22 protein-coding genes are annotated in these 22,343 nt (G+C 73.2%); 7 read left to right on the top strand and 15 right to left on the bottom strand.

The features are described 5' to 3' along the window. Positions 1 to 283: 283 nt before the first annotated feature. The 3 genes from ACWCO8_RS03260 to ACWCO8_RS03250 form a co-directional block, all read right to left on the bottom strand. Positions 284 to 1,558 carry an HRDC domain-containing protein gene (locus ACWCO8_RS03260; RefSeq protein WP_451030667.1) on the bottom strand — a complete coding sequence of 425 codons (1,275 nt, stop codon included), beginning with the start codon at positions 1,556 to 1,558 and terminating at the stop codon, positions 284 to 286. A gap of 135 nt (positions 1,559 to 1,693) precedes the next feature. Further along, entirely contained in the window at positions 1,694 to 2,359 is a 666-nt protein-coding gene (locus tag ACWCO8_RS03255; RefSeq protein ID WP_015037008.1) for a response regulator transcription factor, read from the bottom strand. Positions 2,360 to 2,628: 269 nt separating this feature from the next. Further along, on the bottom strand, positions 2,629 to 3,309 hold the full coding sequence (locus ACWCO8_RS03250) for a DUF3000 domain-containing protein (RefSeq protein WP_362014458.1): 681 nt from the start codon (positions 3,307 to 3,309) through the stop codon (positions 2,629 to 2,631). A 91-nt stretch (positions 3,310 to 3,400) separates the two neighbouring features. On the opposite strand from ACWCO8_RS03250, the gene hemE reads away from it, so the two are divergent. Then, positions 3,401 to 4,459 (top strand): uroporphyrinogen decarboxylase, encoded by a 1,059-nt coding sequence (hemE, locus tag ACWCO8_RS03245; protein WP_451030666.1) that lies wholly within the window; start codon positions 3,401 to 3,403, stop codon positions 4,457 to 4,459. Positions 4,460 to 4,497: 38 nt separating this feature from the next. Here hemE and ACWCO8_RS03240 read toward each other — a convergent pair whose 3' ends face one another. From ACWCO8_RS03240 to ACWCO8_RS03230, 3 genes are all read right to left on the bottom strand, one after another. Then, positions 4,498 to 4,929 carry a hypothetical protein gene (locus ACWCO8_RS03240; protein ID WP_451030665.1) on the bottom strand — a complete coding sequence of 144 codons (432 nt, stop codon included), beginning with the start codon at positions 4,927 to 4,929 and terminating at the stop codon, positions 4,498 to 4,500. Between the two features lie 67 nt (positions 4,930 to 4,996). Beyond that, entirely contained in the window at positions 4,997 to 6,370 is a 1,374-nt protein-coding gene (locus ACWCO8_RS03235) for an FAD-dependent oxidoreductase (protein WP_451030664.1), read from the bottom strand. 27 nt (positions 6,371 to 6,397) lie between these two features. Next, a complete protein-coding gene (locus ACWCO8_RS03230; protein ID WP_451030663.1) occupies positions 6,398 to 7,306 on the bottom strand; it encodes a DUF4349 domain-containing protein in 909 nt (302 codons plus the stop codon). A gap of 150 nt (positions 7,307 to 7,456) precedes the next feature. Between ACWCO8_RS03230 and hemG the strand changes: the two genes are divergently transcribed. Both hemG and hemQ read left to right on the top strand, forming a co-directional pair. Continuing rightward, a complete protein-coding gene (gene hemG / locus ACWCO8_RS03225; RefSeq protein ID WP_451030662.1) occupies positions 7,457 to 8,935 on the top strand; it encodes a protoporphyrinogen oxidase in 1,479 nt (492 codons plus the stop codon). 17 nt (positions 8,936 to 8,952) lie between these two features. Further along, positions 8,953 to 9,666, top strand: coding sequence for a hydrogen peroxide-dependent heme synthase (hemQ, locus tag ACWCO8_RS03220; RefSeq protein ID WP_362014450.1), 714 nt, complete (start codon positions 8,953 to 8,955; stop codon positions 9,664 to 9,666). An 8-nt stretch (positions 9,667 to 9,674) separates the two neighbouring features. On the opposite strand, the gene ACWCO8_RS03215 is transcribed toward hemQ, so the two are convergent. The 5 genes from ACWCO8_RS03215 to ACWCO8_RS03195 all read right to left on the bottom strand — a co-directional run bounded on the left by ACWCO8_RS03215 (position 9,675) and on the right by ACWCO8_RS03195 (position 15,772). Continuing rightward, entirely contained in the window at positions 9,675 to 11,360 is a 1,686-nt protein-coding gene (locus ACWCO8_RS03215) for an alpha/beta hydrolase (RefSeq protein ID WP_451030661.1), read from the bottom strand. Between the two features lie 69 nt (positions 11,361 to 11,429). After that, on the bottom strand, positions 11,430 to 12,482 hold the full coding sequence (locus ACWCO8_RS03210; RefSeq protein ID WP_451030660.1) for a TIGR04222 domain-containing membrane protein: 1,053 nt from the start codon (positions 12,480 to 12,482) through the stop codon (positions 11,430 to 11,432). A gap of 7 nt (positions 12,483 to 12,489) precedes the next feature. Then, a complete protein-coding gene (locus tag ACWCO8_RS03205) occupies positions 12,490 to 13,911 on the bottom strand; it encodes a multinuclear nonheme iron-dependent oxidase (protein WP_451030659.1) in 1,422 nt (473 codons plus the stop codon). Positions 13,912 to 14,069: 158 nt separating this feature from the next. Beyond that, the gene (locus ACWCO8_RS03200; RefSeq protein ID WP_451030658.1) at positions 14,070 to 14,825 is read right to left on the bottom strand and encodes a DUF4142 domain-containing protein; all 756 of its coding nucleotides are present in this window, start codon (positions 14,823 to 14,825) and stop codon (positions 14,070 to 14,072) included. 236 nt (positions 14,826 to 15,061) lie between these two features. Continuing rightward, the gene (locus ACWCO8_RS03195; protein WP_451030889.1) at positions 15,062 to 15,772 is read right to left on the bottom strand and encodes a peptidyl-tRNA hydrolase; all 711 of its coding nucleotides are present in this window, start codon (positions 15,770 to 15,772) and stop codon (positions 15,062 to 15,064) included. Positions 15,773 to 15,900: 128 nt separating this feature from the next. On the opposite strand from ACWCO8_RS03195, the gene ACWCO8_RS03190 reads away from it, so the two are divergent. From ACWCO8_RS03190 to ACWCO8_RS03175, 4 genes are read left to right on the top strand one after another with little or no spacing between them, the layout of a single operon-like run. Then, positions 15,901 to 16,575: an AIM24 family protein gene (locus tag ACWCO8_RS03190; protein ID WP_451030657.1), complete on the top strand. Its 675-nt coding sequence runs from the start codon at positions 15,901 to 15,903 to the stop codon at positions 16,573 to 16,575. Continuing rightward, the gene (locus ACWCO8_RS03185) at positions 16,572 to 17,429 is read left to right on the top strand and encodes an ATP-binding cassette domain-containing protein (protein ID WP_451030888.1); all 858 of its coding nucleotides are present in this window, start codon (positions 16,572 to 16,574) and stop codon (positions 17,427 to 17,429) included. The genes ACWCO8_RS03190 and ACWCO8_RS03185 overlap by 4 nt, the downstream gene beginning before the upstream one ends. Continuing rightward, complete coding sequence (locus ACWCO8_RS03180) at positions 17,426 to 18,079, top strand: ABC transporter (RefSeq protein WP_451030656.1); 654 nt, start codon at positions 17,426 to 17,428, stop codon at positions 18,077 to 18,079. The genes ACWCO8_RS03185 and ACWCO8_RS03180 overlap by 4 nt, the downstream gene beginning before the upstream one ends. Before the next feature lie 14 nt (positions 18,080 to 18,093). Next, a complete protein-coding gene (locus ACWCO8_RS03175) occupies positions 18,094 to 18,315 on the top strand; it encodes a hypothetical protein (RefSeq protein WP_451030655.1) in 222 nt (73 codons plus the stop codon). On the opposite strand, the gene ACWCO8_RS03170 is transcribed toward ACWCO8_RS03175, so the two are convergent. The 4 genes from ACWCO8_RS03170 to ACWCO8_RS03155 all read right to left on the bottom strand — a co-directional run bounded on the left by ACWCO8_RS03170 (position 18,312) and on the right by ACWCO8_RS03155 (position 22,337). Then, the gene (locus tag ACWCO8_RS03170) at positions 18,312 to 19,253 is read right to left on the bottom strand and encodes a polysaccharide deacetylase family protein (RefSeq protein WP_451030654.1); all 942 of its coding nucleotides are present in this window, start codon (positions 19,251 to 19,253) and stop codon (positions 18,312 to 18,314) included. The genes ACWCO8_RS03175 and ACWCO8_RS03170 overlap by 4 nt on opposite strands. 17 nt (positions 19,254 to 19,270) lie before the next feature. After that, positions 19,271 to 20,089, bottom strand: coding sequence for a PPK2 family polyphosphate kinase (locus ACWCO8_RS03165; RefSeq protein ID WP_451030887.1), 819 nt, complete (start codon positions 20,087 to 20,089; stop codon positions 19,271 to 19,273). 264 nt (positions 20,090 to 20,353) lie between these two features. After that, positions 20,354 to 21,712, bottom strand: a complete 1,359-nt coding sequence (locus ACWCO8_RS03160) for an alkaline phosphatase PhoX (RefSeq protein WP_451030653.1) — start codon at positions 21,710 to 21,712, stop codon at positions 20,354 to 20,356. 199 nt (positions 21,713 to 21,911) lie between these two features. Further along, the gene (locus ACWCO8_RS03155; RefSeq protein WP_451030652.1) at positions 21,912 to 22,337 is read right to left on the bottom strand and encodes an OsmC family protein; all 426 of its coding nucleotides are present in this window, start codon (positions 22,335 to 22,337) and stop codon (positions 21,912 to 21,914) included. Between the last annotated feature and the right edge of the window lie 6 nt (positions 22,338 to 22,343).

The raw sequence follows: 22,343 nt of genomic DNA, 5'->3' as shown, positions 1-22,343 counted from the left end.
CGCGCGCTTGCTCCCCCCATGCTACTTGTGGGTAACCAAGCTGCCCACCCCCCTGGACGGGAGCGGCGAAGGTCACACTCGGGGAGGGGTGCGGGCGGGGGCGCGGGCAGGGGTGCGGTGCGGCTGGAGGTGCGCCTGCGGCGGGCCTCTTCCCCACCCCGCCCCTTCCCGAACTGGGGGCAAGCCCCCAGGCCCCCAGGCTGCACAATCCAGCCTCGCCGGCGTTTGAGGCGCGGGGTCTGGGGCGGAGCCCCAGTTACGGGAAGGGGCGGGGTGGGGAGAGTTACGCCGTTGCCGTCAGGGCCTCTACCAAGAGCGGGGTCACCAAGGTCACCTGCCACGGGCGGGCGCCGTAGCCCGCGAGGGTGGCGGCGACCCGGTCCGGGGTCGGGGGTTCCCAGCAGACTCGGCGGACCGTGTCCGGGGTGATCAGGTTCTCCTGGGGGAGGTTCAGCTCCTCCGCGAGGGCCGAGACCGCCGCCCGGGCGGCCGAGAGGCGCGCGGCCGCCGCCGGGTCCTTGTCCGCCCAGGCGCGCGGCGGTGGCGGGCCCGCGACCTGGGCGCCCGGCTGGGGCAGCTCGGTGTCGGGGAGGGCCTTCGCCCGGTCCACGGCCGACTGCCACTGCTCCAGCTGCCGACGACCCATGCGGTGGCCGAACCCGGGCAGCGCGGTCAGCGCCGCGACGTTCAGCGGCACAGCCAGCGCCGCCTCCACGATCGCCGCGTCGCTCAGCACCTTGCCGGGCGAGACGTCCCGCCGCTGGGCGATCCGGTCCCGGGCCTCCCACAGCTCCCGTACCACCGCCATCTGGCGGCGACGGCGGACCTTGTGCATGCCGGAGGTCCGACGCCACGGGTCCTTGCGCGGCGGCGCGGGCGGGGCGGAGGCGATCGCGTCGAACTCCTCCATGGCCCACTCCAGCTTGCCCTGCCGGTCGAGCTCCTTCTCCAGTGCGTCACGCAGGTCGACGAGAAGCTCGACGTCCAGCGCGGCGTACCGGAGCCAGGGCTCGGGCAGCGGGCGGGTGGACCAGTCCACCGCGGAGTGCCCCTTCTCCAGGGCGTAACCGAGTACGGACTCGACCATGGCCCCGAGCCCCACCCGCGGGAAGCCCGCGAGCCGGCCCGCCAGCTCGGTGTCGAAGAGCCGGCTCGGCACCATGCCTATGTCCCGCAGGCACGGCAGGTCCTGGGTCGCGGCGTGCAGGATCCACTCGGTCCCCGCGAGCGCCTCACCGAGGCCGGACAGGTCCGGGCAGCCCACCGGGTCGACGAGCGCGGTGCCGGCGCCCTCGCGGCGGAGCTGGACCAGATAGGCGCGCTGGCCGTAGCGGTACCCGGAGGCGCGCTCGGCGTCGACGGCGACGGGCCCGCGGCCCGCGGCGAAGGCGGCGATCACCTCGGCGAGCGCCTCGTCGGTCGCCACGACGGGCGGAATGCCCTCACGGGGCTCCAGCAAGGGGATCGGCAGCCCGTTCGCAGGGACGTCGTCGTCCGGGGGAGCGCCCCCGGTGGTTCGCAGTGCTGTGTCTGCTGCGGTCTCTTGGGCGTCGGTCACGTGTCAAGGGTATCTGTGAACGGCAAGCGCCTGTCGACGGAACGTTCCGTCGACAGGCGCCGATGTTTCGTCAACCGCGCGAGGTGCCCGTTCGGGGACTCCAGGGGCTCAGTGGACTCGGTGGACTCGATGGCTTCAGTGGATGATCCCGGTGCGCAGCGCCACCGCGACCATGCCGGCCCGGTCGCCGGTGCCCAGCTTGCGGGCGATCCGGGCGAGGTGGCTCTTCACGGTCAGGGCGGACAGGCCCATGGACACGCCGATCGCCTTGTTCGACTGGCCTTCGGCCACCAGCCGGAGCACCTCGACCTCACGGCCGGAGAGCTCGCGGTAGCCGCCCGGGTGGCTCGGAGCACCCGGGGGGCGGCGGTGGCCGAGACGGGCTGCCGCGGCGCCGATGGGGGCGGCGCCGGGGCGGGTGGGGTGCCCGATGTTGGTCCGCGTACCGGTGACGACGTAACCCTTGACGCCACCGGCCAGCGCGTTGCGCACCGCGCCGATGTCGTCGGCCGCGGAGAGGGCCAGGCCGTTCGGCCAGCCCGCCGCGCGGGTCTCGGACAGCAGCGTGAGGCCGCTGCCGTCGGGGAGGTGGACGTCGGCCACGCAGATGTCGCGCGGGTTGCCGACGCGGGGACGGGCCTCGGCGATGGACGACGCCTCGATGACGTCGCGTACGCCGAGGGCCCACAGGTGGCGGGTGACGGTGGAGCGAACACGCGGGTCGGCCACGACGACCATGGCCGTCGGCTTGTTCGGGCGGTAGGCGACCAGGCTTGCGGGCTGCTCGAGGAGAACGGACACACGGCCTCCTGGGGAGATGCGGGACGGAGCCGGCTCGGGGAAGAAGCCGGGGGCGAACCCGTGCGGTGAAGGGGTCAATGACCTCTTCGGCAGCTCGGCCGCCCGCCTTTAGGGAAAGATCACGATTTGGTGAGTAACAATTCGGGCAATTCGGACGCGTGATCGATCATCCTACGAGTTTGCCTCCGTACGGGCGACGCCGAAGGCCCCTCCCGGGGGTCGCCGACACCCCCTCCCGGGGGCCCTCAGAAGGGCCCCCGCGCCCGGATTCACGGCTGCTGCGGGCCCCTGCGCTGCGGCAGCGAGACGACCCCCGCGCCCGAGATCGTCCCCGCCCCCGGGTCCGGGAGCGACGGCGGCAGGCCCGCGATCTGGCAGAGCAGATCGCACCAGGCCGCCAGGTGCGCCCCGGTGTCCGGCACCCCGGCCGACGTCTCCTGCGGCGTCCACGACGCCCGGATCTCGATCTGGGTCGCCGGGCGCCGCTCGGCAAGACCCCCGAAGTAGTGCGAACCCGCCTGGGTGACCGTCCCGCTCGCCTCCCCGTACGCCAGGCCGCGCGCCTCCAGCGCGCCGGTCAGCCACGACCAGCAGACCTCCGGCAGCAGCGGGTCCGCCGCCATCTCGGGCTCCAGCTCCGCCCGTACGAGCGTCACCAGGCGGAACGTGCCCTTCCAGGCATCGTGGCCCGCCGGGTCGTGCAGCAGCACGAGCCGGCCGTCGGCGAGATCGTCCTCGCCCTCCACGACGGCCGCCTCCAGTGCGTACGCGTACGGGGCCAGGCGCTGCGGCGGCCTGGTCGGGTCGATCTCCAGCTCCGGCCGCAGCCGGGCCGCCCGCAGGGCGTCGACCGCTCTCTTGAAGGCGGGTGGCACCGCCTTCGTCTCCGTGTCGTCTTTGCCTCCGTCACCGTCGGAATGATCGGAAAAATGTCCCTGAGCCGCAGCCATGCGGGGAAGAGTAGGCGGAACGGGGGCCTCGCGCAGGGAGGCACACCCCACCCCGGCGGGCGGCTTGCGCGTGCATGCGAAGATTCTGGGCGTGAGCGCCATTGAGACGAAGCACCAGCCGCAGACGTACGACTCCGCCTTCCTGAAGGCCTGCCGGCGCGAGCCCGTGCCGCACACGCCGGTCTGGTTCATGCGGCAGGCCGGGCGCTCGCTGCCCGAGTACCTGAAGGTCCGCGAGGGCATCCCGATGCTCGAGTCCTGCATGCGGCCCGAGCTGGTCACCGAGATCACGCTGCAGCCCGTGCGCCGGCACAAGGTGGACGCCGCGATCTACTTCAGCGACATCGTGGTCCCGCTGAAGGCCATCGGCATCGACCTCGACATCAAGCCGGGCGTCGGCCCGGTCGTCGCCGACCCGATCCGCACCCGCGCCGACCTCGACCGGCTCCGGGACCTGACCCCCGAGGACGTCCACTACGTCACCGAGGCCATCGGGATGCTCACCGGAGAGCTCGGCTCCACCCCGCTCATCGGTTTCGCCGGCGCGCCTTTCACCCTCGCGAGCTACCTCGTCGAGGGCGGCCCCTCCCGCAACCACGAGCACACCAAGGCGCTGATGTACGGCGACCCGCAGCTGTGGGCCGATCTGCTCGACCGCCTCGCCGAGATCACCTCGGCCTTCCTCAAGGTCCAGATCGAGGCGGGCGCCTCCGCCGTCCAGCTCTTCGACTCCTGGGTCGGCGCGCTCGCCCCGGCCGACTACCGCCGCTCCGTGATGCCCGCCTCCGCGAAGGTCCTGGAGTCCGTCGCCTCGTACGGGGTTCCGCGCATCCACTTCGGTGTGGGCACCGGCGAGCTCCTCGGCCTCATGGGCGAGGCCGGCGCGGACGTCATGGGCGTCGACTACCGGGTCTCGCTCGACGAGGCCGCCCGCCGCGTCGGCCCCGGCAAGGCGCTCCAGGGCAACCTGGACCCGGCCGTGCTCTTCTCCACCCCGGAGGCCGTCGAGGCCAAGACGGACGAGGTCCTGGCCGCCGCCAAGGGGCTCGAGGGCCACATCTTCAACCTGGGCCACGGCGTGCTGCCGACCACGAACCCGGAGGCCCTGACGCGTCTCGTGGAGTACGTGCACACGCGGACGGCCGTCTGACGGCCGCCCGCGTGCGGGGAAGGGGCTCCGGGCGGGGCTCAGAACTCGCAGGTGGCGGGCGCGTTGCCGGAAGCCACCTGGCAGACGTCGAACCCGGCGCCGCCGCTGACGGCGCCCCCGTTCGCGCCCGCGCGGACGTAGTCGCTGTCCGCGTCACCATGCACGGCGCCGGTCGCCGCGACCGGTCCGACCTGGACGTAGTCGCGGCCGGCGCCGCCGCTGACGGTGCCGGCGACCGTGCCGGTGACGAGGATGTAGTCGGCGCCGCCCTGACCGTTCACCGTGTCGCCCGCGGAGACCGTGGCACAGGTGATGAAGTCGGCGCCGGCCGTGCCCACCACGTTCGCGGAGGTGACGGTGGCGCCGTTGACCGTGCACGTGGTCGCCGCGTGGGCGGGCGTCGCGGTCAGGGCGAGCGGGGCTATGACGAGGCCGGCGGCGCAGAGCGCGCGCAGAGTGTGTCGGATCATACGATCAGTCACCCATGGTGACGGGAGGGTCGCAAGCCGTCACCCGGGGTGACTGCTCCGATCGGGTTCAGCCCGCCGCCCGAACCGCCGCCACCGCCTTCCGCGCCGCGATGAGCACTGGGTCCCACACGGGCGAGAACGGCGGCGCGTACCCCAGGTCGAGCGCCGTCATCTGCTCCACCGTCATCCCGGCCGTCAACGCGACCGCCGCGATGTCCACCCGCTTCGCGGCCCCCTCGCGGCCCACGATCTGCACCCCGAGCAGCCGGCCCGTACGGCGCTCCGCGAGCATCTTCACCGTCATCGGCGCGGCCCCCGGGTAGTAGCCCGCCCGGCTGGTCGACTCGATCGTCACCGCGACGTACCGCAGACCCACCTCCCGGGCCTCCTTCTCGCGCAGCCCCGTCCGCGCGATCTCCAGATCGCACACCTTCGACACGGCCGTGCCCACCACGCCCGGGAACGTGGCGTACCCACCGCCCACGTTCGAACCGATCACCTGACCGTGCTTGTTGGCGTGCGTGCCGAGCGCGATGTGCCGCTCGCGCCCCGACACCAGGTCGAGGACCTCGACGCAGTCACCGCCCGCCCAGATGTTCTCGTGGCCCCGCACCCGCATCGCGAGGTCGGTGAGCAGTCCGCCGTACGTCCCGAGCGGCAGCCCGGCCGCCGCCGCCAGGCGCGTCTCCGGTACGACACCCATCCCGAGGACCACCACGTCCGCCGGATACTCGGCCTGCTCCGTCGCCACCGCCCGGACCCGGCCGTCCCCGCCCGTGAGGATCTTGGTCACCGGCGAGGAGCCGACCGTCGTGATCCCGAGGCCGTCCATCACCTGGTGGACCAGGCGCCCCATGTCCGGGTCGAGCGTCGCCATCGGCTGCTCGCCCCGGTTGAGGACCGTCACCTCGTAACCCCGGTTCAGGAGCGCCTCGGCCATCTCCACGCCGATGTACCCGGCGCCCACGACCACCGCCCGCCTGCCCTCCGTACGGGCCAGCGAGTCGAGCAGCGCCTGCCCGTCGTCGAGGGTCTGCACGCCGTGCACCCCCGGCGCGTCGATTCCCGGCAGCGGCGGCCGCATCGGCCGCGCCCCGGTCGCGACCACCAGCTTGTCGAAGCCCGTCCACGTCTCCGCGCCCGACTCCAGGTCCCGGGCGCGCACCCGCTGCCCGGGCACGTCGATCTCGACGATCTCCGTGCGCATCCGCAGGTCGATGTCGCGCGCCCGGTGCTCCTGCGGGGTACGCGCGATCAGCTCGTCGCGTTCGGCGACGTCGCCGCCGACCCAGTACGGGATGCCACAGGCCGAGAACGAGCTGAAGTGACCGCGCTCGAAGGCGACGATCTCCAGCTCCTCGGGGCCCTTGAGCCTGCGTGCCTGCGACGCGGCGGACATGCCCGCCGCGTCGCCGCCGATGACCACCAGTCGTTCGCTCATACGAACACGCTACGTCGGCGCGGTCGTTCAGTCGGTGGAAGCGGGCTGTTCCTCCGCCGCCGGACCGGACGCGGGGCGGCGTGCCGCGCGCCGCCGCCGGATCCCGTACCGCCACACCAGATACCCGGCGAGGGCCACCGCCAGCCACGGTGCAAGGGCCGCCAGGACGATCCCGATCCAGGTCACCGCAGCCACCAGCGCGTTCCAGCCGCCCGCGAGCGCGTCCAGGAAGCCCGGCCGGTCCTCGGTCTCCGCCGGCTTCGCCGTCTCCTTCTCGTGGAGTTCGAGGGTGATCGTCGCCAGGGTCGTACGGTCCTTCAGCGAGGCCTGCTGGGCGAGCAGCGACTCCAGGTCGGCCTGACGGCGGCTCAGCTCGCCCTCCAGGGTGACCACGTCGCTCAGCTTCGTGGCCTGGTCCATCAGCTTGCGGACCCGGTCGACGCTCGCCCGCTGGCTCGCGATCCGGCTCTCCACGTCCACCACCTGCTCGGTGACGTCCTTGGAGTCCGCCTTCCGGGAGAGCAGCTTCCCGGTGCCCGCGAGCTCCCCGAGCACCGACTCGTACGAGGCCTGCGGGACGCGCAGCACGATCCGCGAGGTCACGTGAGAGTCGTCGATCCGCTCGGTCGCCTCGTTGGCGACATGACCGCCCGCGTCCTCGGTGACCCGGCGGGCGGTGGCCAGCGCCTTCGTCGCGTCCTCGACCTCCACGGACAGTTCGGCGGTACGGATGATGTGCTGCTGTTGTCCCTGGGCGGGGGCGGAGGGGTTCTTCGCGTCCGGGGCTCCGCTGCCCGCGGCCTCGTCCGACTCGTAGCCCTGGTCGGCGGCGCCCTCGGCCGGCCTCGCCGCGCTCTGCCCCTTCGCGTCGGCGCCGCTGTCGGACGCGCCGGCGCCGCAGCCGGTCAGCGCCAACGAGACCATCAGCAGCGCCACGGCCGCTCTTCGCGCTCCTCGCACAGGATCCCCCCTGAGATGGTGGTGAGTGGTGTCGGTTCGACGTGCGAGGAGGCCTCGCGGGTTGCCCTCCGGCGGTAGCGAAGCGGTCACGTTCTGGCCTCGGAACGGGTTTGAGAGAGTGGAGCCATGAACGCGGACACCACGGTCAGCAGGGCACAGGCGCATGTCGTTGTCGTCGGAGGCGGAATCGCCGGTCTCGCGGCGGCCCACAGACTGGTCTCGGCCGGCCTGCGCGTGACCGTGCTCGAAGGCGGCGACCGGCTCGGCGGCAAGCTCCTCGCCGGCGAGATCGCCGGTGCCCCCGTCGACCTCGGCGCCGAGTCGCTGCTCGCCCGCCGCCCCGAGGCGGTCGCGCTCGCCCGCGCCGTCGGACTCGGGGACCGGCTCTGCGCGCCCGCCACGACCACGGCGTCCGTCTGGAGCCGGGGCACGCTCCGCCCGATGCCCAAGGGCCACGTCATGGGCGTCCCCGGCGACGCGGCGGCCCTCGCCGAGCTGCTCTCCGACGAGGGCCTGCGCCGGGTCGGGCGCGACAGCGAACTGCCCCCCGCCGAGATCGGCGAGGACATCGCCATCGGCGCGTACGTCGCCGAGCGCATGGGCCACGAGGTCGTCGACCGGCTCGTCGAGCCGCTGCTCGGCGGGGTGTACGCCGGAGACGCCTACCGCATCTCCATGCGGGCCGCCGTGCCCGCCCTCTTCGCCGCCGCCCGCAGCCACCCGACGCTCACCGACGCCGTCCACGCCGTCCAGCGGGCGGGCGCCGCGACCCCGTCCGACGCGGCCGGCGCCGCGACCGGTCTCGGCGGCTCCGCCTTCGCGGGCATCGAGGGCGGGATCGGCACCCTCCCCGAGGCCGTCGCCACGGCGATCCGCGCGGCCGGCGGCGAGATCCTGACCCTCATGCCGGTCACCGAGGTGCGCCGGGCGGCGGACGGCGAGCGGTGGCGGATCGTCGCCGGCGGCCGGGAGTTCCGCGCCGACGCCGTCGTCGTCGCCGCGCCCGCCTGGGCCGCCGCCGAGCTGCTCGGGCCCGAGGCGCCCGCGGCGGCCGCGGAGCTGGCCGGGGTCGAGTACGCCTCGATGGCCCTGGTCACCTTCGCCTTCCAGCGCAAGGACGTGCACGGGCTGCCCGGTTCCGGGTTCCTCGTGCCGCCCGTCGACGGGCACACCATCAAGGCGTCCACCTTCTCCAGCCAGAAGTGGCAGTGGGTCTCCGACGCGGCCCCCGACCTGTTCGTCCTGCGGACCTCCGTCGGCCGCTACGGCGAGGAGGAGCAGGTCCACCGCGACGACGCCGACCTCGTCGAGGCCTCCCTCAAGGACCTCGCCGCCGCCACCGGGCTCACCGCCCGGCCCGTCGCCACCACCGTCACCCGCTGGACGGACGGCCTCCCGCAGTACCCCGTCGGCCATCTCGCCCGCGTCGCCCGCATCCGTGACGCCGTCGCCGAGGTCCCCGGACTGCGCCTGGCCGGCGCCGTGTACGAGGGCGTCGGCATCCCCGCCTGCGTCGCCTCCGGCCGGCGCGCCGCGGACGAAATCGTGGACGAGATCATCGCCACGTCGGAAACCACCCACCCTGGTGCGGGGCACTGTCCGTGACGGGCGAGAATAGGCGTATGAGTGCGCCCGAAAAGATCCCGAACGCCGGTAAGAAGGCGAAGGACCTCAACGAGGTCATCCGCTACACCCTGTGGTCTGTGTTCAAGCTGCGCGACAACCTGCCCGAGGACCGCGCCGGCTACGCCGACGAGGTCCAGGAGCTGTTCGACCAGCTCGCCGCCAAGGACATCACCGTCCGTGGCACGTACGACCTCTCCGGTCTGCGCGCCGACGCGGACGTCATGATCTGGTGGCACGCCGAGACGAGCGACGAGCTCCAGGAGGCGTACAACCTCTTCCGCCGCACCAAGCTGGGCCGCGCCCTCGAGCCGGTCTGGTCGAACATGGCGCTGCACCGCCCCGCCGAGTTCAACAAGTCGCACATCCCGGCCTTCCTGGCCGACGAGACGCCCCGCGACTACGTGAGCGTCTACCCCTTCGTGCGCTCCTACGACTGGTACCTGCTGCCGGACGAGGACCGTCGCCGGATGCTCGCGGACCACGGCAAGATGGCCCGCGGCTTCCCGGACGTCCGGGCCAACACGGTCGCCTCGTTCTCGCTCGGCGACTACGAGTGGCTCCTCGCCTTCGAGGCCGACGAGCTGCACCGCATCGTCGACCTCATGCGTCACCTGCGCGGTTCCGAGGCACGGATGCACGTCCGCGAGGAGGTTCCCTTCTACACCGGCCGCCGCCGTTCCGTGGCGGACCTGGTGGCGGGCCTGGCCTGACGGCCGCCCTACCGACTCGGTGACGGCCCGGCGACCAGCCGGGCCGTCACCCCTCGACCCGGAAGATCAGACGGCGGACGGAGTTCCGACCGCCGCTCCAGCGACACCGGGTCCGGCTCCGGGTGCGGCGCGCACGACGCGCGCCGCACCGGCGTCTTTTCCGGGGCCTGCGCTACGGAAGCGGCCGGCACCGCCCCCGTCAGCAGATAGCGCTCCAGGTACCCGTTGACGCAGGCGTTCGCGCCGCCCCCGATGCCGTGCGTCCCGGCGTCCTTCTCGGTCACCAGGGCCGAACCCGCCAGCCTGCGCTGGAGTTCCAGTGCCCCCTCGTACGGTGTGGCCGCGTCCCGCTCGGCGGCCAGGATCAGCACCGGCGGCAGCACTCCCGGACCGGTCCGCACGTCCAGCGGATTCTGGCGTGGCGCCTTCCAGTACGCGCAGGGCAGGTTGGACCAGACGTTGTCCCAGGTCTCGAAGGGCGCGACCGCCGCGAGCCGGGTGTTGTCCCGGTCCCAGACGGCGAAGTCCTCCGGCCACGGCGCGTCGTTGCACTCGACGGCCGAGTAGACGGCGGCCTGGTTGCCGGTGTCCTCCGTGATCTCCTCGCTCGGCGCGGCCTGCGCGATCAGCGGCTGCGCGTCGCCCTTCAGATAGCGGGCCAGCGCGGTGGCGCGCAGCGGCCAGTAACCGTCGTGGTACCCGGTCTGCAGCATCGCCCCGTGCAGCTGGCCCGGGCCGACGCGCCCACCGGCCGGTTTCGCCGCGAGTTCGGCGCGGACCTTCTCGTAACTCTCCTGCACCTGCTGGGCCGTGGAGCCGAGGCCGTACACCTTGTCGTGCTTGGCGACCCAGGTGCGGAAGTCGGCCCAGCGGCGCTCGAACGCCCGTGACTGGTCGAGGTTGTTGAGGTACCAGATCTGGCGCGGCGCGGGGTGGACGGGCGCGTCGAAGACCATCCGGCGCACCCGGTGCGGGAAGAGCGTGGCGTAGAGCGCGCCGAAGTACGTGCCGTAGGAGGCGCCCATGTACGTCAGTTTCGGCTCGCCGAGCGCGGCGCGCAGCAGCTCCAGGTCGCGGGCGTTGTTCAGCGAGTGGTAGTGCCGCAGCGCCTCGCCGGTGCGGGTCGCGCAGCCCCGCGCGTACGTCTTCGCGCGGGCGATCCGCTCCTGCTTGAAGACCTCGGACGGCTGGGTCGGTGCCGGGGTGGGGCCCGTGGAGCGGTCGGCGGGGTCCTGGCAGGACACGGGCGCCGAGCGGCCCACGCCGCGCGGGGCGTAGCCGACGAGGTCGTACGCGGCGGCGATCCGCTTCCAGGCGGGGAGTTCGGCGACCATGGGGAAGTACGTGGACGACGCGCCGGGGCCGCCCGGGTTGTAGAGGAGTGCGCCCTGCCGGTCGGTGGCCGGTCCCGAGGCCTTGATCCGGCTGACCGTGAGCGGGATCCGGGTGCCGTCGGGGTCCGCGTAGTCGAGGGGGACCAGCAGGGTGCCGCACCGGACCGACGGCGGGAGCTTCTCGACCGCCGGGCAGTCGCCGAAGGCGATGCCTTCGGCGGCCGCGCGACGGGCGGCGGCGAGCACGCCGCCCGACTCGGCGGGCGGCGCGTCCCGTACGGGGGCGGGTGTGGCGGTGAGGGTGGACAGCAGCGCGGCCGTCAACGACCCGACGGTTCCGGTCAGCGCGAGGGCTTTCACGGCAGGATCGTTGGAGCCCCCGGCCGCCGTGTAAAGGACCGCCGGGGCGTGTCGGCGGAAACGACCCGATCAGCCGCTGGAGCCGCCGCCGCAGCTGGAACTACTGCTGCTGCTGGAGCACGAACTGCCGCCGCTGCTGGACCCGCTGGAGCAGGAGCTGCCCCCGCCGCCGGATCCAGAGGATCCACTGGATCCTCCGGAGCAGGCGCTGGCGGAACACCCGCCGCCCCCGAAGCCGCTGTCCGTACCGCCGCCTCCGCCACCCGTACCTCCCGAAGCACCGCCGCACGGGCCCGCGTTGCCCGGTGTACCCGCGCACCAGTGCAGGCTCGCGAGCAGGGCGACGTCCGAGGCGGACGAGGAGGAAGAGGAGGAGGCGTGGGCGACCCTGGGCATCCGGGCGGCCGCGATCAGCTGGGTGCGCAGCTCCTCGTGCGGAACGGCGCGCAGTCCGCGCAGCGCGACCTGGTGCCCGGCGTCGGGTGCGTAGACGTGGTCGCGCTGGTACGCGGTGGCCGCCCGGCGGCCGCCCCGGGTGGTGCGGCCGGCGTTGTAGGCCCCGCAGACGAGGCCGGTGATGAAGCCGGCGAAGAGGACGGGCCCCACCTTGAAGACGAACGGAACCTGGAACCCGTCGAGGTCGACGGCCACGGTCACGACGATCGCGGGGATGAACATGAAGAAGGACACGAGGGCGAGGGCGAGGCACCAGCGCCGGCCGGTGCGGCGGACCTCGGGGTCCACCATCAGGCCGCGCGCCGCGAGGGCGTCGCCGATCTCCTGGACGGCGGGGCCGCGCATCACGGCGAGGCGCAGGTCGTGCAGGGCCGCGTGCGGGGCGGCGGCCAGCTCCTGGAGGACCGCCCGCTCGACATGGCTGCGGGGGGCCGCGCCGGGGCGCGGCACGACGATGCCGGGGCCTCCGACGGCGATCCGGCCGTCGGAGTGCAGGGCGGCGAGCGCGCTGTCGACGACCCGGGGCGGGCCGCCGATGAGGAACGCGGCCTCGCTGAGGTCGTGGACGAAGCCGCCGCGGTCGGCGCGGGCGGCGCGGAGGTGGACGATCAGCAGGGCGGAGCCGGTGAGCACGGCGGCCCAGACGAGCAGGGCGAACAGGTTCATGGGGACGTCACCTCCGTACGAGTGCGGTGCGGGCGGCACGGGCCGCGCGGGCGATCCGGCCGGCCGGTCGGGGCGGGCGGGCGCCGGCGCGGTCCTGCCACCAGCGGGTCAGCCGACGCCGGGCGTCGGGGTCCTCGGGGCGTCCCGCGACGAGCAGGTGCGCGACGAAGTCGAGGGCGTCGCGGCGGTAGCCGCTGGACATCGGGCGGGTCCGGGCGTACGCGCGGAACGCGGGGCGGTAGCCGTCGCCGAGGATCTCGGGCAGCTCGGGCGCGATCTTGGCGATCACGTCCGTCCGCTTCCCGACGAGGGCGCGGCTCTGCACCCCGATCCGCCGCGAGTCGAACCCCTCGGGCACGGGCGCCCCGGCGACGAGCGCGGACAGCAAGGAGGCCTGCGCGACGGCCACGCTCTGCCGCGCGGCCGGGTTCGGGGTCGGCCGGGGCGCGCGGGTGTCCGCTGCGGTGTCAGCGGGCTGCTCGGCTTCCTCGGCCGTATGCAGGGACTGCGGCATCGGGCCGCCCGAGACGCGGGCGCCCGCGCCGATCAGGGGTGCGGGGTCGGCGACGCGGGCCGTGGCCGCCCGGGCTGTGGCGGGCCGCGTGGCGGCGTCCCGCAGGCGGCCCCTGATCGTCGTCAGTTCCGCGGCCAGCTCCTCCGCCGGCGGGAAGTTGTCGTCCCGCTCAAGCAGGACGCCCGGCGGGGAGACCCGGGAGGCCAGGTCCGACAGGATGTCCAGGACGGGCTCCGGGACCGGGTGGGCGTGGGTGTCGTGCCACACGCCGTCGCGGGCGAGACCGCCCGCCACGTGGACGTACGCGATCGCCTCGACCGGCAGCTCGGAGAGCGCCTTCGCCGGGGACTCGCCCCGGTTGACGTGGTTCGTGTGCAGGTTGGCGACGTCGATCAGGAGCCGTACCCCCGTACGCTCCACCAGCTCGGCCAGGAACTGGCCCTCGGTCAGCTCCTCGCCGGGCCAGGCGATCAGCGCCGCGATGTTCTCCAGCGCCAGCGGCACGGGCAGCGCGTCCTGGGCGATCCGGACGTTCTCGCAGAGCACGTCCAGGGCGTCCCAGGTGCGCGGCACGGGCAGCAGATGGCCCGCTTCGAGAACCGGGGTCGCCGTGAGGGCGCCCCCGGCGCGGACGAACGCGATGTGCTCCGTCACCAGCGGGGCGCCCAGCGCGGTCGCCGTCGCCGCCAGCTCCGCGAGCCGCGCCGGGTCCGGCCGGTCGGCGCCGCCGAGCCCCAGGGAGACCCCGTGCGGGACGACCGTGACCCCACGCTCGCGCAGCCGCGCCAGCGCGTCCGGCAGATGGCCCGCGCACACGTTCTCCGCGACGACCTCCACCCAGTCGACGCCCGGCAGCGCCTCCACCGCGCCCGCGATCTCCGGCCGCCACCCGATTCCGACTCCGAGTTCCGTCATGTCCCCCTCCTTCGGTCCCTCACCTGATGGCCCGGAACAACCCGTTCGAATCCAGTCAGGGGGACGTTCAGAGGTTGATTTGAGGTTCCGGAGGTACTAAGGGGTGTCTCGGCCCGTTTCGGCCGCTACGACATCGAGTGCGGCGTCACGATTTCGGCCTACGGCATCGAGTGCGGCGTCACGATCCCCGCGTCCGGCACCGGGCGCGACGTGAACGACTGGTCCGTCCCCGTCGGCCGCACCGGCGAGGGCGTCAACGGCGACGGAACCACCGGCGGCCCGGTCGGCGGCGCCGTCTTCCGGCCCGCCGCCTCGTTCGCCAGCGCGTCGAAGTCGACCATCCCGGTCGCCTCCAGCATGGTGATGTGGTCGAGCACGGTCTGGTTCGCGTCACTGGCCAGCTGCCGTATCAGCGAGTTGCGGGTCGTGTGCCGGACCTCGGCGACCAGCGCGAACACCTTGCCGTGCGCGTTGCGCAGCAGGTTCGCGAACTTCCGCTCGTACTCCTCCCCGCTCGCCGCCGTCAGCTCCCGCAACCACCCCTGCTGCTGTTCGGTCGGCTGGTTCGGCAGCTCCACGCCCAGCCTCGCCGCCACGGTCCTGGCCCGCCGGTCCAGGTCCGTGTGGCCGACGACGAGATGGTCGCCGCACTCCACGATCGCCCGGCTCGGCGCGCGCTCGACGGCCTGCTGGCCGGCCGGGAGCTCCCAAAGCCCGGCGAGCCGTACCTTCACCAGGAAGTCCCGGTCCGTGGCGGACAGCGGCCCCCACGGCGTGGGCACGCTCGAAGCGTTCAGGTTCGCCTGACCGGTGCCCGAACGGTCGGCGTAGGACCAGACGGGGAAGGCGAGCGCGCCGATCGTGGCGACGAGCGCCGCGATGATGAGGGCCGTGCCGTTGACGCGTAGCGACAAGGTGTCTCCCGTACGTTCTCCGCGCCGGTGCGGGTCACCGGTGCCGTTCACCGCAGACTGAACCGCCAACCAGACGGTCGTACAACCCACTTGGCGGTATCGGGAGATACGTGCGACAGGGCGGCCGTGTTCAGTCGCCGACCGGACCGAAGCCGGAGAACTCGGCCACGAGCGGGCACGAACGGGCACGAACGGGCGCGAGCCGGACGGTCATCCCTGCCCCAGACGTACAACGGTCACCGCTGCCCCAGGCGCACATGGGAGCCGAACCGGTCGCTTCCCTCGGAGACGAAGGTCGGTCCGGGGGCGATCTCGGTGAAGCCCGCGTCGCGGACCACTGGCAGAGCGCTCGCCGTCAGTTCCGCCCAGTGCTCCGGCGTGGCCGGACGGACGGAGAGCGGGAAGCCGGCCTCGCGCCAGGACTTGCGGTCCGTGTCCGACAGCTCCCACCACAGCAGCTGCGCGGCGTGCCCCGCCTGGGCCATCGTCTTGCCCGCGGACATGTCCAGGTGCGGGTTGAGCCAGAGCGTCGGCGCGTCGGGGCGGGCCGCGCCGGGGGCCGTCGGGTCCTCCAGGTCCGTGCCGGACACCTGGAGCTTCGCCAGCTCCTTGGGCCAGCCGTCCAGCGGGATCGGCGGGAACACCCGTACCTCCGCGGACTCGCCCGTGACCGTGATCCCCGGGAGCTCCCCGGCCCGCCGCCACTCCGCGCCGCGCGCCCGGCGCACGACCTTGCGGATCCGGGCGTCCTGCCAGTCCGTCATCGCCCGTGCCCACTCGCCGTCGCCCGTGGAGCGCTCGTCGGCGAGGATCTCCAGGACGGCGCGGGCGGCTGTCTCCAGCGCGTCGGTACGCGCCGGGGGCTCGGCCCGCTCGATCCGTACGACGAGGGGCAGGACGAACTGCGGTTTCTCGTCGCGGACATCGGCGGGCACATCGGTGTGCACTTCGGTGGGGACGGCGGTGGGGACGGCGGTGTGGATTTCGGTCTCGTTGCTGCTCACCCGGCCAGTTTGCCACTGCTCGCACAGGTGTTTCTTGTCGGATTGGTCGGTTCCGCGACAGGATGCCTTTCATGAAGAGTGATCTTTTTTCCGCCGAACACCTTGCCGAGACCGCCGCGTTGCCGGGCATGAGCCTGCAGAACGCCAAGTGCGTGAAGTACGTCGTCAACGGAGAGATGCACGCCCGTCAGGGATCGATGATCGCCTTCCGCGGCGACCTGCAGTTCGAGCGCAAGGGCCAGGGCATCGGCGGCATGCTCAAGCGCGCCGTGACGGGCGAGGGCCTCGCGCTGATGGCCGTGCGCGGCCAGGGCGAGGCCTGGTTCGCGCAGGAGGCGCAGAACTGTTTCATCGTCGAGATAGAGCCCAACGACGCGCTCACCGTCAACGGCCGGAACGTGCTCTGCTTCGACGCCACGCTCTCGTACGAGATCAGGACGGTGAAGGGCGCCGGCATGACCGGCGGCGGCCTCTTCAACAGCGTCTTCACCGGTCAGGGAAAGATCGCCCTGGCCTGCGAGGGCACCCCGATCGTCATCCCGGTCACCCCGCAGTCCCCGGTCTGCGTCGACACCGACGCCGTCGTCGGCTGGAGCGAGCAGCTCCAGACCTCGCTCCACCGCTCGCAGTCCATCGGCTCGATGATCCGCGGCGGCTCGGGCGAGGCCGTCCAGCTCCGCCTCGACGGCCAGGGCTTCGTCATCGTCCGCCCGAGCGAGGCCACCCCGCAGAAGGCCTCCAACTGAACCTGGAACGGGTGGGGCGCCGCTACGGCCCGCGCGGGCCGTGGGTGCTGCGCGAGGTCGACCTCGTCCTGCCCGCCGGCGCCCTCGTCCGGTTCACCGGCGCCAACGGCAGCGGCAAGTCGACGCTGCTGCGGGTCGTCGCGGGCGTCGACGCGCCGACGGAGGGCCGGATCACCGGCCGGCCGCCGCGCACGTCGTACGTGCCGGAGCGCTTCCCGGTCGCCCTGCCGTTCACGGCGACCCGCTACCTGACGCACCTCGGACGCGTCCAGGGGCTCGGCCGGACCGAGGCGGCCGAGCGGGCACGGGCGTGGCTGGAGCGCTTCGGCGCGGGCGCCTTCGCGGACGCGCCGCTCGCCGAACTCTCCAAGGGCAGCAGCCAGAAGGTCGCCGTCGCCCAGGCCCTCCTCGCGGACCCGGCGCTGATCGTCCTGGACGAGGCGTGGACCGGCCTGGACACGGCCGCGCGGCACGAACTCGACCGCGCGGTCCGCGAGCGGGTCGCGGCCGGCGGCACGGCGGTCTTCGTCGACCACGACCCGCGCCGCCTCGCGGGGGAGGCCGACGCGGTGTACGAGGTGGAGGCGGGCCGGGTACGGGCGAGGGCTTCCGCGGGCGCCGCCGAGTGGAGTCCCGTCGTACCGCCGCCCCGCGCCCGGATCGTCGCCTCCGGCGGCCGCCCGCTCCCCGACGGGCTGCCCGGGGCACCCTCCCGCGAGCCGGGGCCGCGCCCCGACGGCACGGCGACGACGGCGTACGCGGTCGACGCCGCGCACTCCGACGCGCTGCTCCGGGCGCTGCTCGACGCCTCCTGGCACATCCACGAGCTGAGCACCGAAGGCGCCCGGACATGACGACCGCACTGCTGCGCTACCAGACCGACCTGCTGCTGCGCTCCCAGCGCTGGCTCGCACCGCTGCTCCTCTACGCGGTCCTCCTCGCCGTCGGCGTGCGCGGCGGGGAGCCCGTGCTCGGCTCCCTCGGCTACGCGGCCGCCGCGCTGCTCCCCGTCACGGCCTGGCTGGTACGGATCTGCCTCGGTCAGGAGCCCGCCGCCGCGCGGAACGTGGTGGCCGCCGCGGCCGGGCGGCAGCGGGCGCACGTGGCGGCGCTCCTGGCGGCCGTCGCCTGCGCGGCCCCGCTCGGGGCGGTCGCGGTGCTCGGCGTGACGGCGGTCGCCGACCTGCGGGGCGTCGGTGCGGCGCGGGCCGTGACTGCGGGGCTCCTCGCCACGACCACCTGTGTCCTGACCGGCGCCGCCGTGGGCGCCCTCACCGGCCGGCCGCTGGTGCGCTCCCGGGGCTGGTCCCTCGCGGCGCTGGTCCTGGGCTCGCTGCTCGCCCTGGTGACGACCGGCTCCCCGGCGAAGCACGCCGTGACGGGCCTGGTCACCGGCGCGCGTGCCGCGACGGTCACGCTCCCGTGGGCCGCCCTCCCGGGCGCCCTGCTCCTCGCCGCCGTCGCGGTGGCGGTCAGCGTCAGGGCCACGGCCTGGCGGGAGTGAGTACCCTCGACGCCATGGACTCGGACGTGGACTCGGGCTCGGGCGCGTACTGCGAACCCGTACGGGCGGAAGCGGCAGGGGCGGCGGCGACCGGCCGTACGGCGGCGGAAGGGCCGCCGTACGCCGAGTGCGTGCTGTGCCGGAAGCCGACCGAGTACCCCGAGTCGGCCAAGGGGATCACGCTCTGCCCGGTCTGCGAGTGGCAGGAGGCCCAGCGCTCCGCCTGCTCCGGCTAGGAAGTGCCTGAGCGGCCGGCCATCAGCTCCGAGACCTTCACGAAGCGGTAGCCCCTCGCCCGCAGTTCGGGCACGATCTTCCGGATCGCCTGCTCGGTGACGGGCGCGGCGCTGCGCGTGCAGTGCATGACCACGAGCGAGCCGGGCTTCACCCCGTCGAGCACCTGCTCGGCGACCGCGTCACCGTCCTTGGCGAAGGCGTCGCCGCTGACGACGTCCCACTGCACCGCCGTGACCTTCGCGGGCGCCAGCGCGCGCAGCGCCCCGTCGTCGTAGCAGCCGCCGGGGAACCGGAAGTACGGCACGACATTGCGCGCCCCCGCCTTCCGGAACGCCTCGAAGGCCCGCTTCACATCGGCGGCCATGTCCTGCTTCCCGACCGTCGGCAGTCCGTAGCAGGGCGAGGCGAAGGCGTAGTGGCTGTACGAGTGGTTGGCGATCTCGAAGCGGGGGTCGGTGCCGATGGACCGCGCCTGGTCCGGGTACTCCTCGGCCCACCGGCCCGTCATGAAGACGGTCGAGTCGACCTTCAGCCGCCGCAGGGTCTCGATCAGCGCCGGGTTGTCGAACCGCTCGCCGCTCGCGGCCCGACGCCCCTGGTCGGCCGTCATGTCGGCGTCGAAGGTGAGGGCGACGACCTTGTCGCCCCCCTTGCGGGCCCGCTCGAAGACCGGGGTGAGCCCGCCGGGCCCGGGCGCCATCGTCGGCGGCGCCTTGTGGACGACGGCCGGTCCGGGCGCGGCACCGGCACTGGCGCCCGCGCTGGCGCCGGCGACCGGCTTGGGGTTCGACGGGGTGGGGCTCGACTTCGTGGGGCTCGACTGCTTGGCGGACGGTCTTTCAGGCCCCGTCGCCGTGTCGGCCGCGCCCCCGCCGCAGCCGACGAGTACGGCACCCAGCAGAGCAAGCGCCGACAGTTTTCGTACAGAAATGGTCACGCACGGAAACTAACCGATCAGGTCGCGAGCAGCCGCTTCCGGCACTCCGCCACGTCGAAGTCGCCCGGCGGGTACTGCGGGTCCAGGGCGGTGAGGTGTTCCAGGAGGAGCTTGCTGATCGCCCAGTTGCGGTACCACTTGCGGTCCGCCGGGATCAGATACCAGGGCGACTCCTCCGTCGAGCACCGTTCGAGCGCGAGTTCGTACGCCTCCTGGTACGCGGGCCACAGCGCCCGCTCCTCGATGTCGCCCGCGTTGAACTTCCAGTGCTTCTCCGGGTTGTCCAGGCGCTCCAGGAGACGGGCGCGCTGTTCCTCGTACGAGACGTGCAGGAAGACCTTGACGATCGTCACGCCGTCGTCGGTCAGCGACTCCTCCCAGCGGTTGATCTGGCCGTAGCGGCGGCCGAGATCGCGGCGGGGTACCAGTTCGCGGACGCGGGCGATGAGGACGTCCTCGTAGTGCGAGCGGTCGAAGATGCCGATCTCGCCCGGCACCGGCAGCGCCCGGGCGATCCGCCAGAGGAACGGGTGGCCGCGCTCCTCGGCGGTCGGGGCCTTGAAGGCGCGGATCCGGCAGCCGGACGGGTTGAAGAACCCGATGACGTGCTTGACCGTGCCGCCCTTGCCGCTGGTGTCCATGCCCTGGAGGACGAGCAGCAACCGGCGCCGGTCGCCGGCCGTGCTCGCCGCGTACAGGCGCTCCTGGAGGTCGGCGAGGTCGGGGCCGAGCAGGGCCGTCGCCGCGATGCCTGCCACCTTGTCCGGTGGGCCGGCCGGGATCTCCGAGGCGGAGTACGCGGACAGGTCGACCGGCTTGCCCACGGGCAGGCGCAGGACGTCCCGGAGGACCGGCTCCCGCTTCCGCCGGCCGTCACGCTGTGCCTTCTCGCTCTTCGCGCTCGTCGCGTTCTTCTCGCGCTTCTCGTTCTGCTCTTGCTTCCCGCGCTTGTCCTGCTTCTGCTTGTCCTTGTCCTTCTTGGCCACCTCGCCGACCCTTCCCGTCCGTCGATCCGTCCGCCCGGCCCGCGCCTTCCCCCGATCCTGCGACGGAAAGCGCGGGCGCGCGACCGGGCGTCGGCGGCGGCTAGGTGGGCGACGTCAGCACCAAGGACCCCGCACGGCGAACGTCGTCCCCGGCGTATAGCAGTTGACGTACATGGTCGTGCCGTCCGGGGAGAACGTGACCCCCGCGAACTCGCCCCACTCCGGGGCCTGTGGCGTGCCGATGTTCTGGGCCCCGCGGGCCACCGCGTACACCTCGCCCTTCCGGGTCAGGCCGTACACGTGCTGCGCCCCCTCGCCGTCCTCGCAGACCATCAGGCCGCCGCTCGGGGCGAGGCAGATGTTGTCCGGCGACTCGCCGGGGAGCTGGATGTCCGTGCTCGGGCCGAAGACGACGACGAGGGTCAGCCGGCGCCGCTGCGGGTCGTACCGCCACACCTGGCCGAAGTGCGTCGCGCCCGAACCGTCGGCGGTCCGGGCGAAGGACGAGACGAAGTAGACGGACCGGTCGCCCCAGTAGCAGCCCTCCAGCTTCTGCGCGTGCGTGATGCCCCGCGGCCCGAAGTCCTGGAGCCTGATGGGCGTCTCGGCCGCCTGCGGGTCCGGTACGGGAACCCACTCGACCCCGTCGAAGCTCGCCCCGGTCTCCTGGATCACCGAGAGGTCGGGCACACCCGGCACCCGCATGGCCTCCAGCGCCCCGCCCGCGCGCAGCGAACCGTGGCCGCCCAGCGGCTTCTCGGGCAGGAAGCGGTAGAAGAGCCCGAAGGGCTTCTCGAACGCGTCCTCCGTCTCGTACACGATCCCGCTGCGCGGATCGACGGCGATCGCCTCGTGTGCGAACCGGCCCATGGCCGTGAGCGGCACGGCTCCGGTGCGGCGCGGGTCGGCGCCGTCCACCTCGAAGATGAAGCCGTGGTCCTTGGTGTAGCCGTTGGTCCCGGCCCTGTCCTCGGTCTCCTCGCAGGTGAGCCAGGTGCCCCAAGGGGTCGGGCCGCCCGCGCAGTTGACGGCGGTGCCGGCGATCGCGACCCGCTCGTCGAGGACGTTGCCGCGCCCGTCGAGTGTGAGCGCCGTACAGCCGCCCTTCGCGGCCGGGTCGTACGTCAGGCCCTCGACCGTCGGGACGCCGATCTTGCCGGTGACCCGGTTCTCGTGGTTGCGGACCAGATGGACGCGGCCCCGGCGGCCGGGGAAGGCGCCCATGCCGTCGAAGTTGCTGGGGACGGGGCCCTCGCCGGAGCGGAGGGGGTCGCCCTGGCGGGAGAGGACCGTGTAGCGGAATCCCTTGGGGAGGTCGAGGAGACCGGCGGGGTCCGGGATGAGGGGGCCGTAGCCGGCGTGGCCCCGGGCGGCGGCCGTACCGGCGAAGAGCTCGCCGAGGGCGCCCGAGAAGGCGATACCGGCGACGGAGGCGCCGGTGCGGGAGAGGATCTGACGTCGTGTCGCGGACATGCTGAGGCAACCCACTTCTGTTGGCGGACAGAGAGGTGTGGCGGGCACGTGTGACGTACGTACGCGTGTGGCGGGCGTACGTCGGTGGCGTACTCGCGTGGCGTGTTTCGTGTGACCCGCATGTGTGTACCACGTGGTCTGGTGACACGTGAACCCATGCGGGCCTCACGGCCTCATAAGGCGTCAGAAGCGTTACGGATCAGACCAGTTCGGCGGTCAGGGTGATCGTCGTACCCGTGAGCGCCTGGCTGACCGGGCAGTTCTTCTTCGCGTCCTCGGCCAGTTCGAGGAACTTGTCCTTGTCCAGGCCCGGCACCTCGCCGCGCACGGTGATGTGGCTGCCCGTGATGCCCTTGCCCGGCACGAAGGTGACGTCGGCCTTGGTCTCCAGGCGGGTCGGCGGAGTGTCGTTCTTGGCCAGGATGTTGGAGAACGCCATCGAGTAGCAGGACGAGTGGGCGGCGGCGATCAGCTCCTCCGGGCTGGTCTTGCCGTTCGGCTCCTCGGTGCGGGCCGGCCAGGAGACGTCGTACGAGCCGAGACCGGAGGAGTCGAGGGTGACGACGCCGTTGCCCTTGAGGAGGTCACCCTGCCAGACGGTGTGGGCGGTACGGGTTGCGGCCATGATGAA

It is taken from the genome of Streptomyces sp. NPDC001927, from assembly GCF_053594455.1.
Note: the sequence above shows the minus strand (reverse complement) of the source record. Positions and strands in the feature narration are given on the sequence as shown.

What these genes read in the sequence shown, in the direction of transcription:
- ACWCO8_RS03250 (WP_362014458.1), bottom strand. Translation starts at nt 3,309, where the DNA reads ATGGCTGCGGCTCAGGGACATTTTTCCGATCATTCCGACGGTGACGGA.
- ACWCO8_RS03240 (WP_451030665.1), bottom strand. Translation starts at nt 4,929, where the DNA reads ATGATCCGACACACTCTGCGCGCGCTCTGCGCCGCCGGCCTCGTCATA.
- ACWCO8_RS03235 (WP_451030664.1), bottom strand. Translation starts at nt 6,370, where the DNA reads ATGAGCGAACGACTGGTGGTCATCGGCGGCGACGCGGCGGGCATGTCC.
- hemG (WP_451030662.1), top strand. Translation starts at nt 7,457, where the DNA reads ATGAACGCGGACACCACGGTCAGCAGGGCACAGGCGCATGTCGTTGTC.
- hemQ (WP_362014450.1), top strand. Translation starts at nt 8,953, where the DNA reads ATGAGTGCGCCCGAAAAGATCCCGAACGCCGGTAAGAAGGCGAAGGAC.
- ACWCO8_RS03210 (WP_451030660.1), bottom strand. Translation starts at nt 12,482, where the DNA reads ATGAACCTGTTCGCCCTGCTCGTCTGGGCCGCCGTGCTCACCGGCTCC.
- ACWCO8_RS03205 (WP_451030659.1), bottom strand. Translation starts at nt 13,911, where the DNA reads ATGACGGAACTCGGAGTCGGAATCGGGTGGCGGCCGGAGATCGCGGGC.
- ACWCO8_RS03190 (WP_451030657.1), top strand. Translation starts at nt 15,901, where the DNA reads ATGAAGAGTGATCTTTTTTCCGCCGAACACCTTGCCGAGACCGCCGCG.
- ACWCO8_RS03180 (WP_451030656.1), top strand. Translation starts at nt 17,426, where the DNA reads ATGACGACCGCACTGCTGCGCTACCAGACCGACCTGCTGCTGCGCTCC.
- ACWCO8_RS03175 (WP_451030655.1), top strand. Translation starts at nt 18,094, where the DNA reads ATGGACTCGGACGTGGACTCGGGCTCGGGCGCGTACTGCGAACCCGTA.
- ACWCO8_RS03160 (WP_451030653.1), bottom strand. Translation starts at nt 21,712, where the DNA reads ATGTCCGCGACACGACGTCAGATCCTCTCCCGCACCGGCGCCTCCGTC.
- ACWCO8_RS03155 (WP_451030652.1), bottom strand. Translation starts at nt 22,337, where the DNA reads ATGGCCGCAACCCGTACCGCCCACACCGTCTGGCAGGGTGACCTCCTC.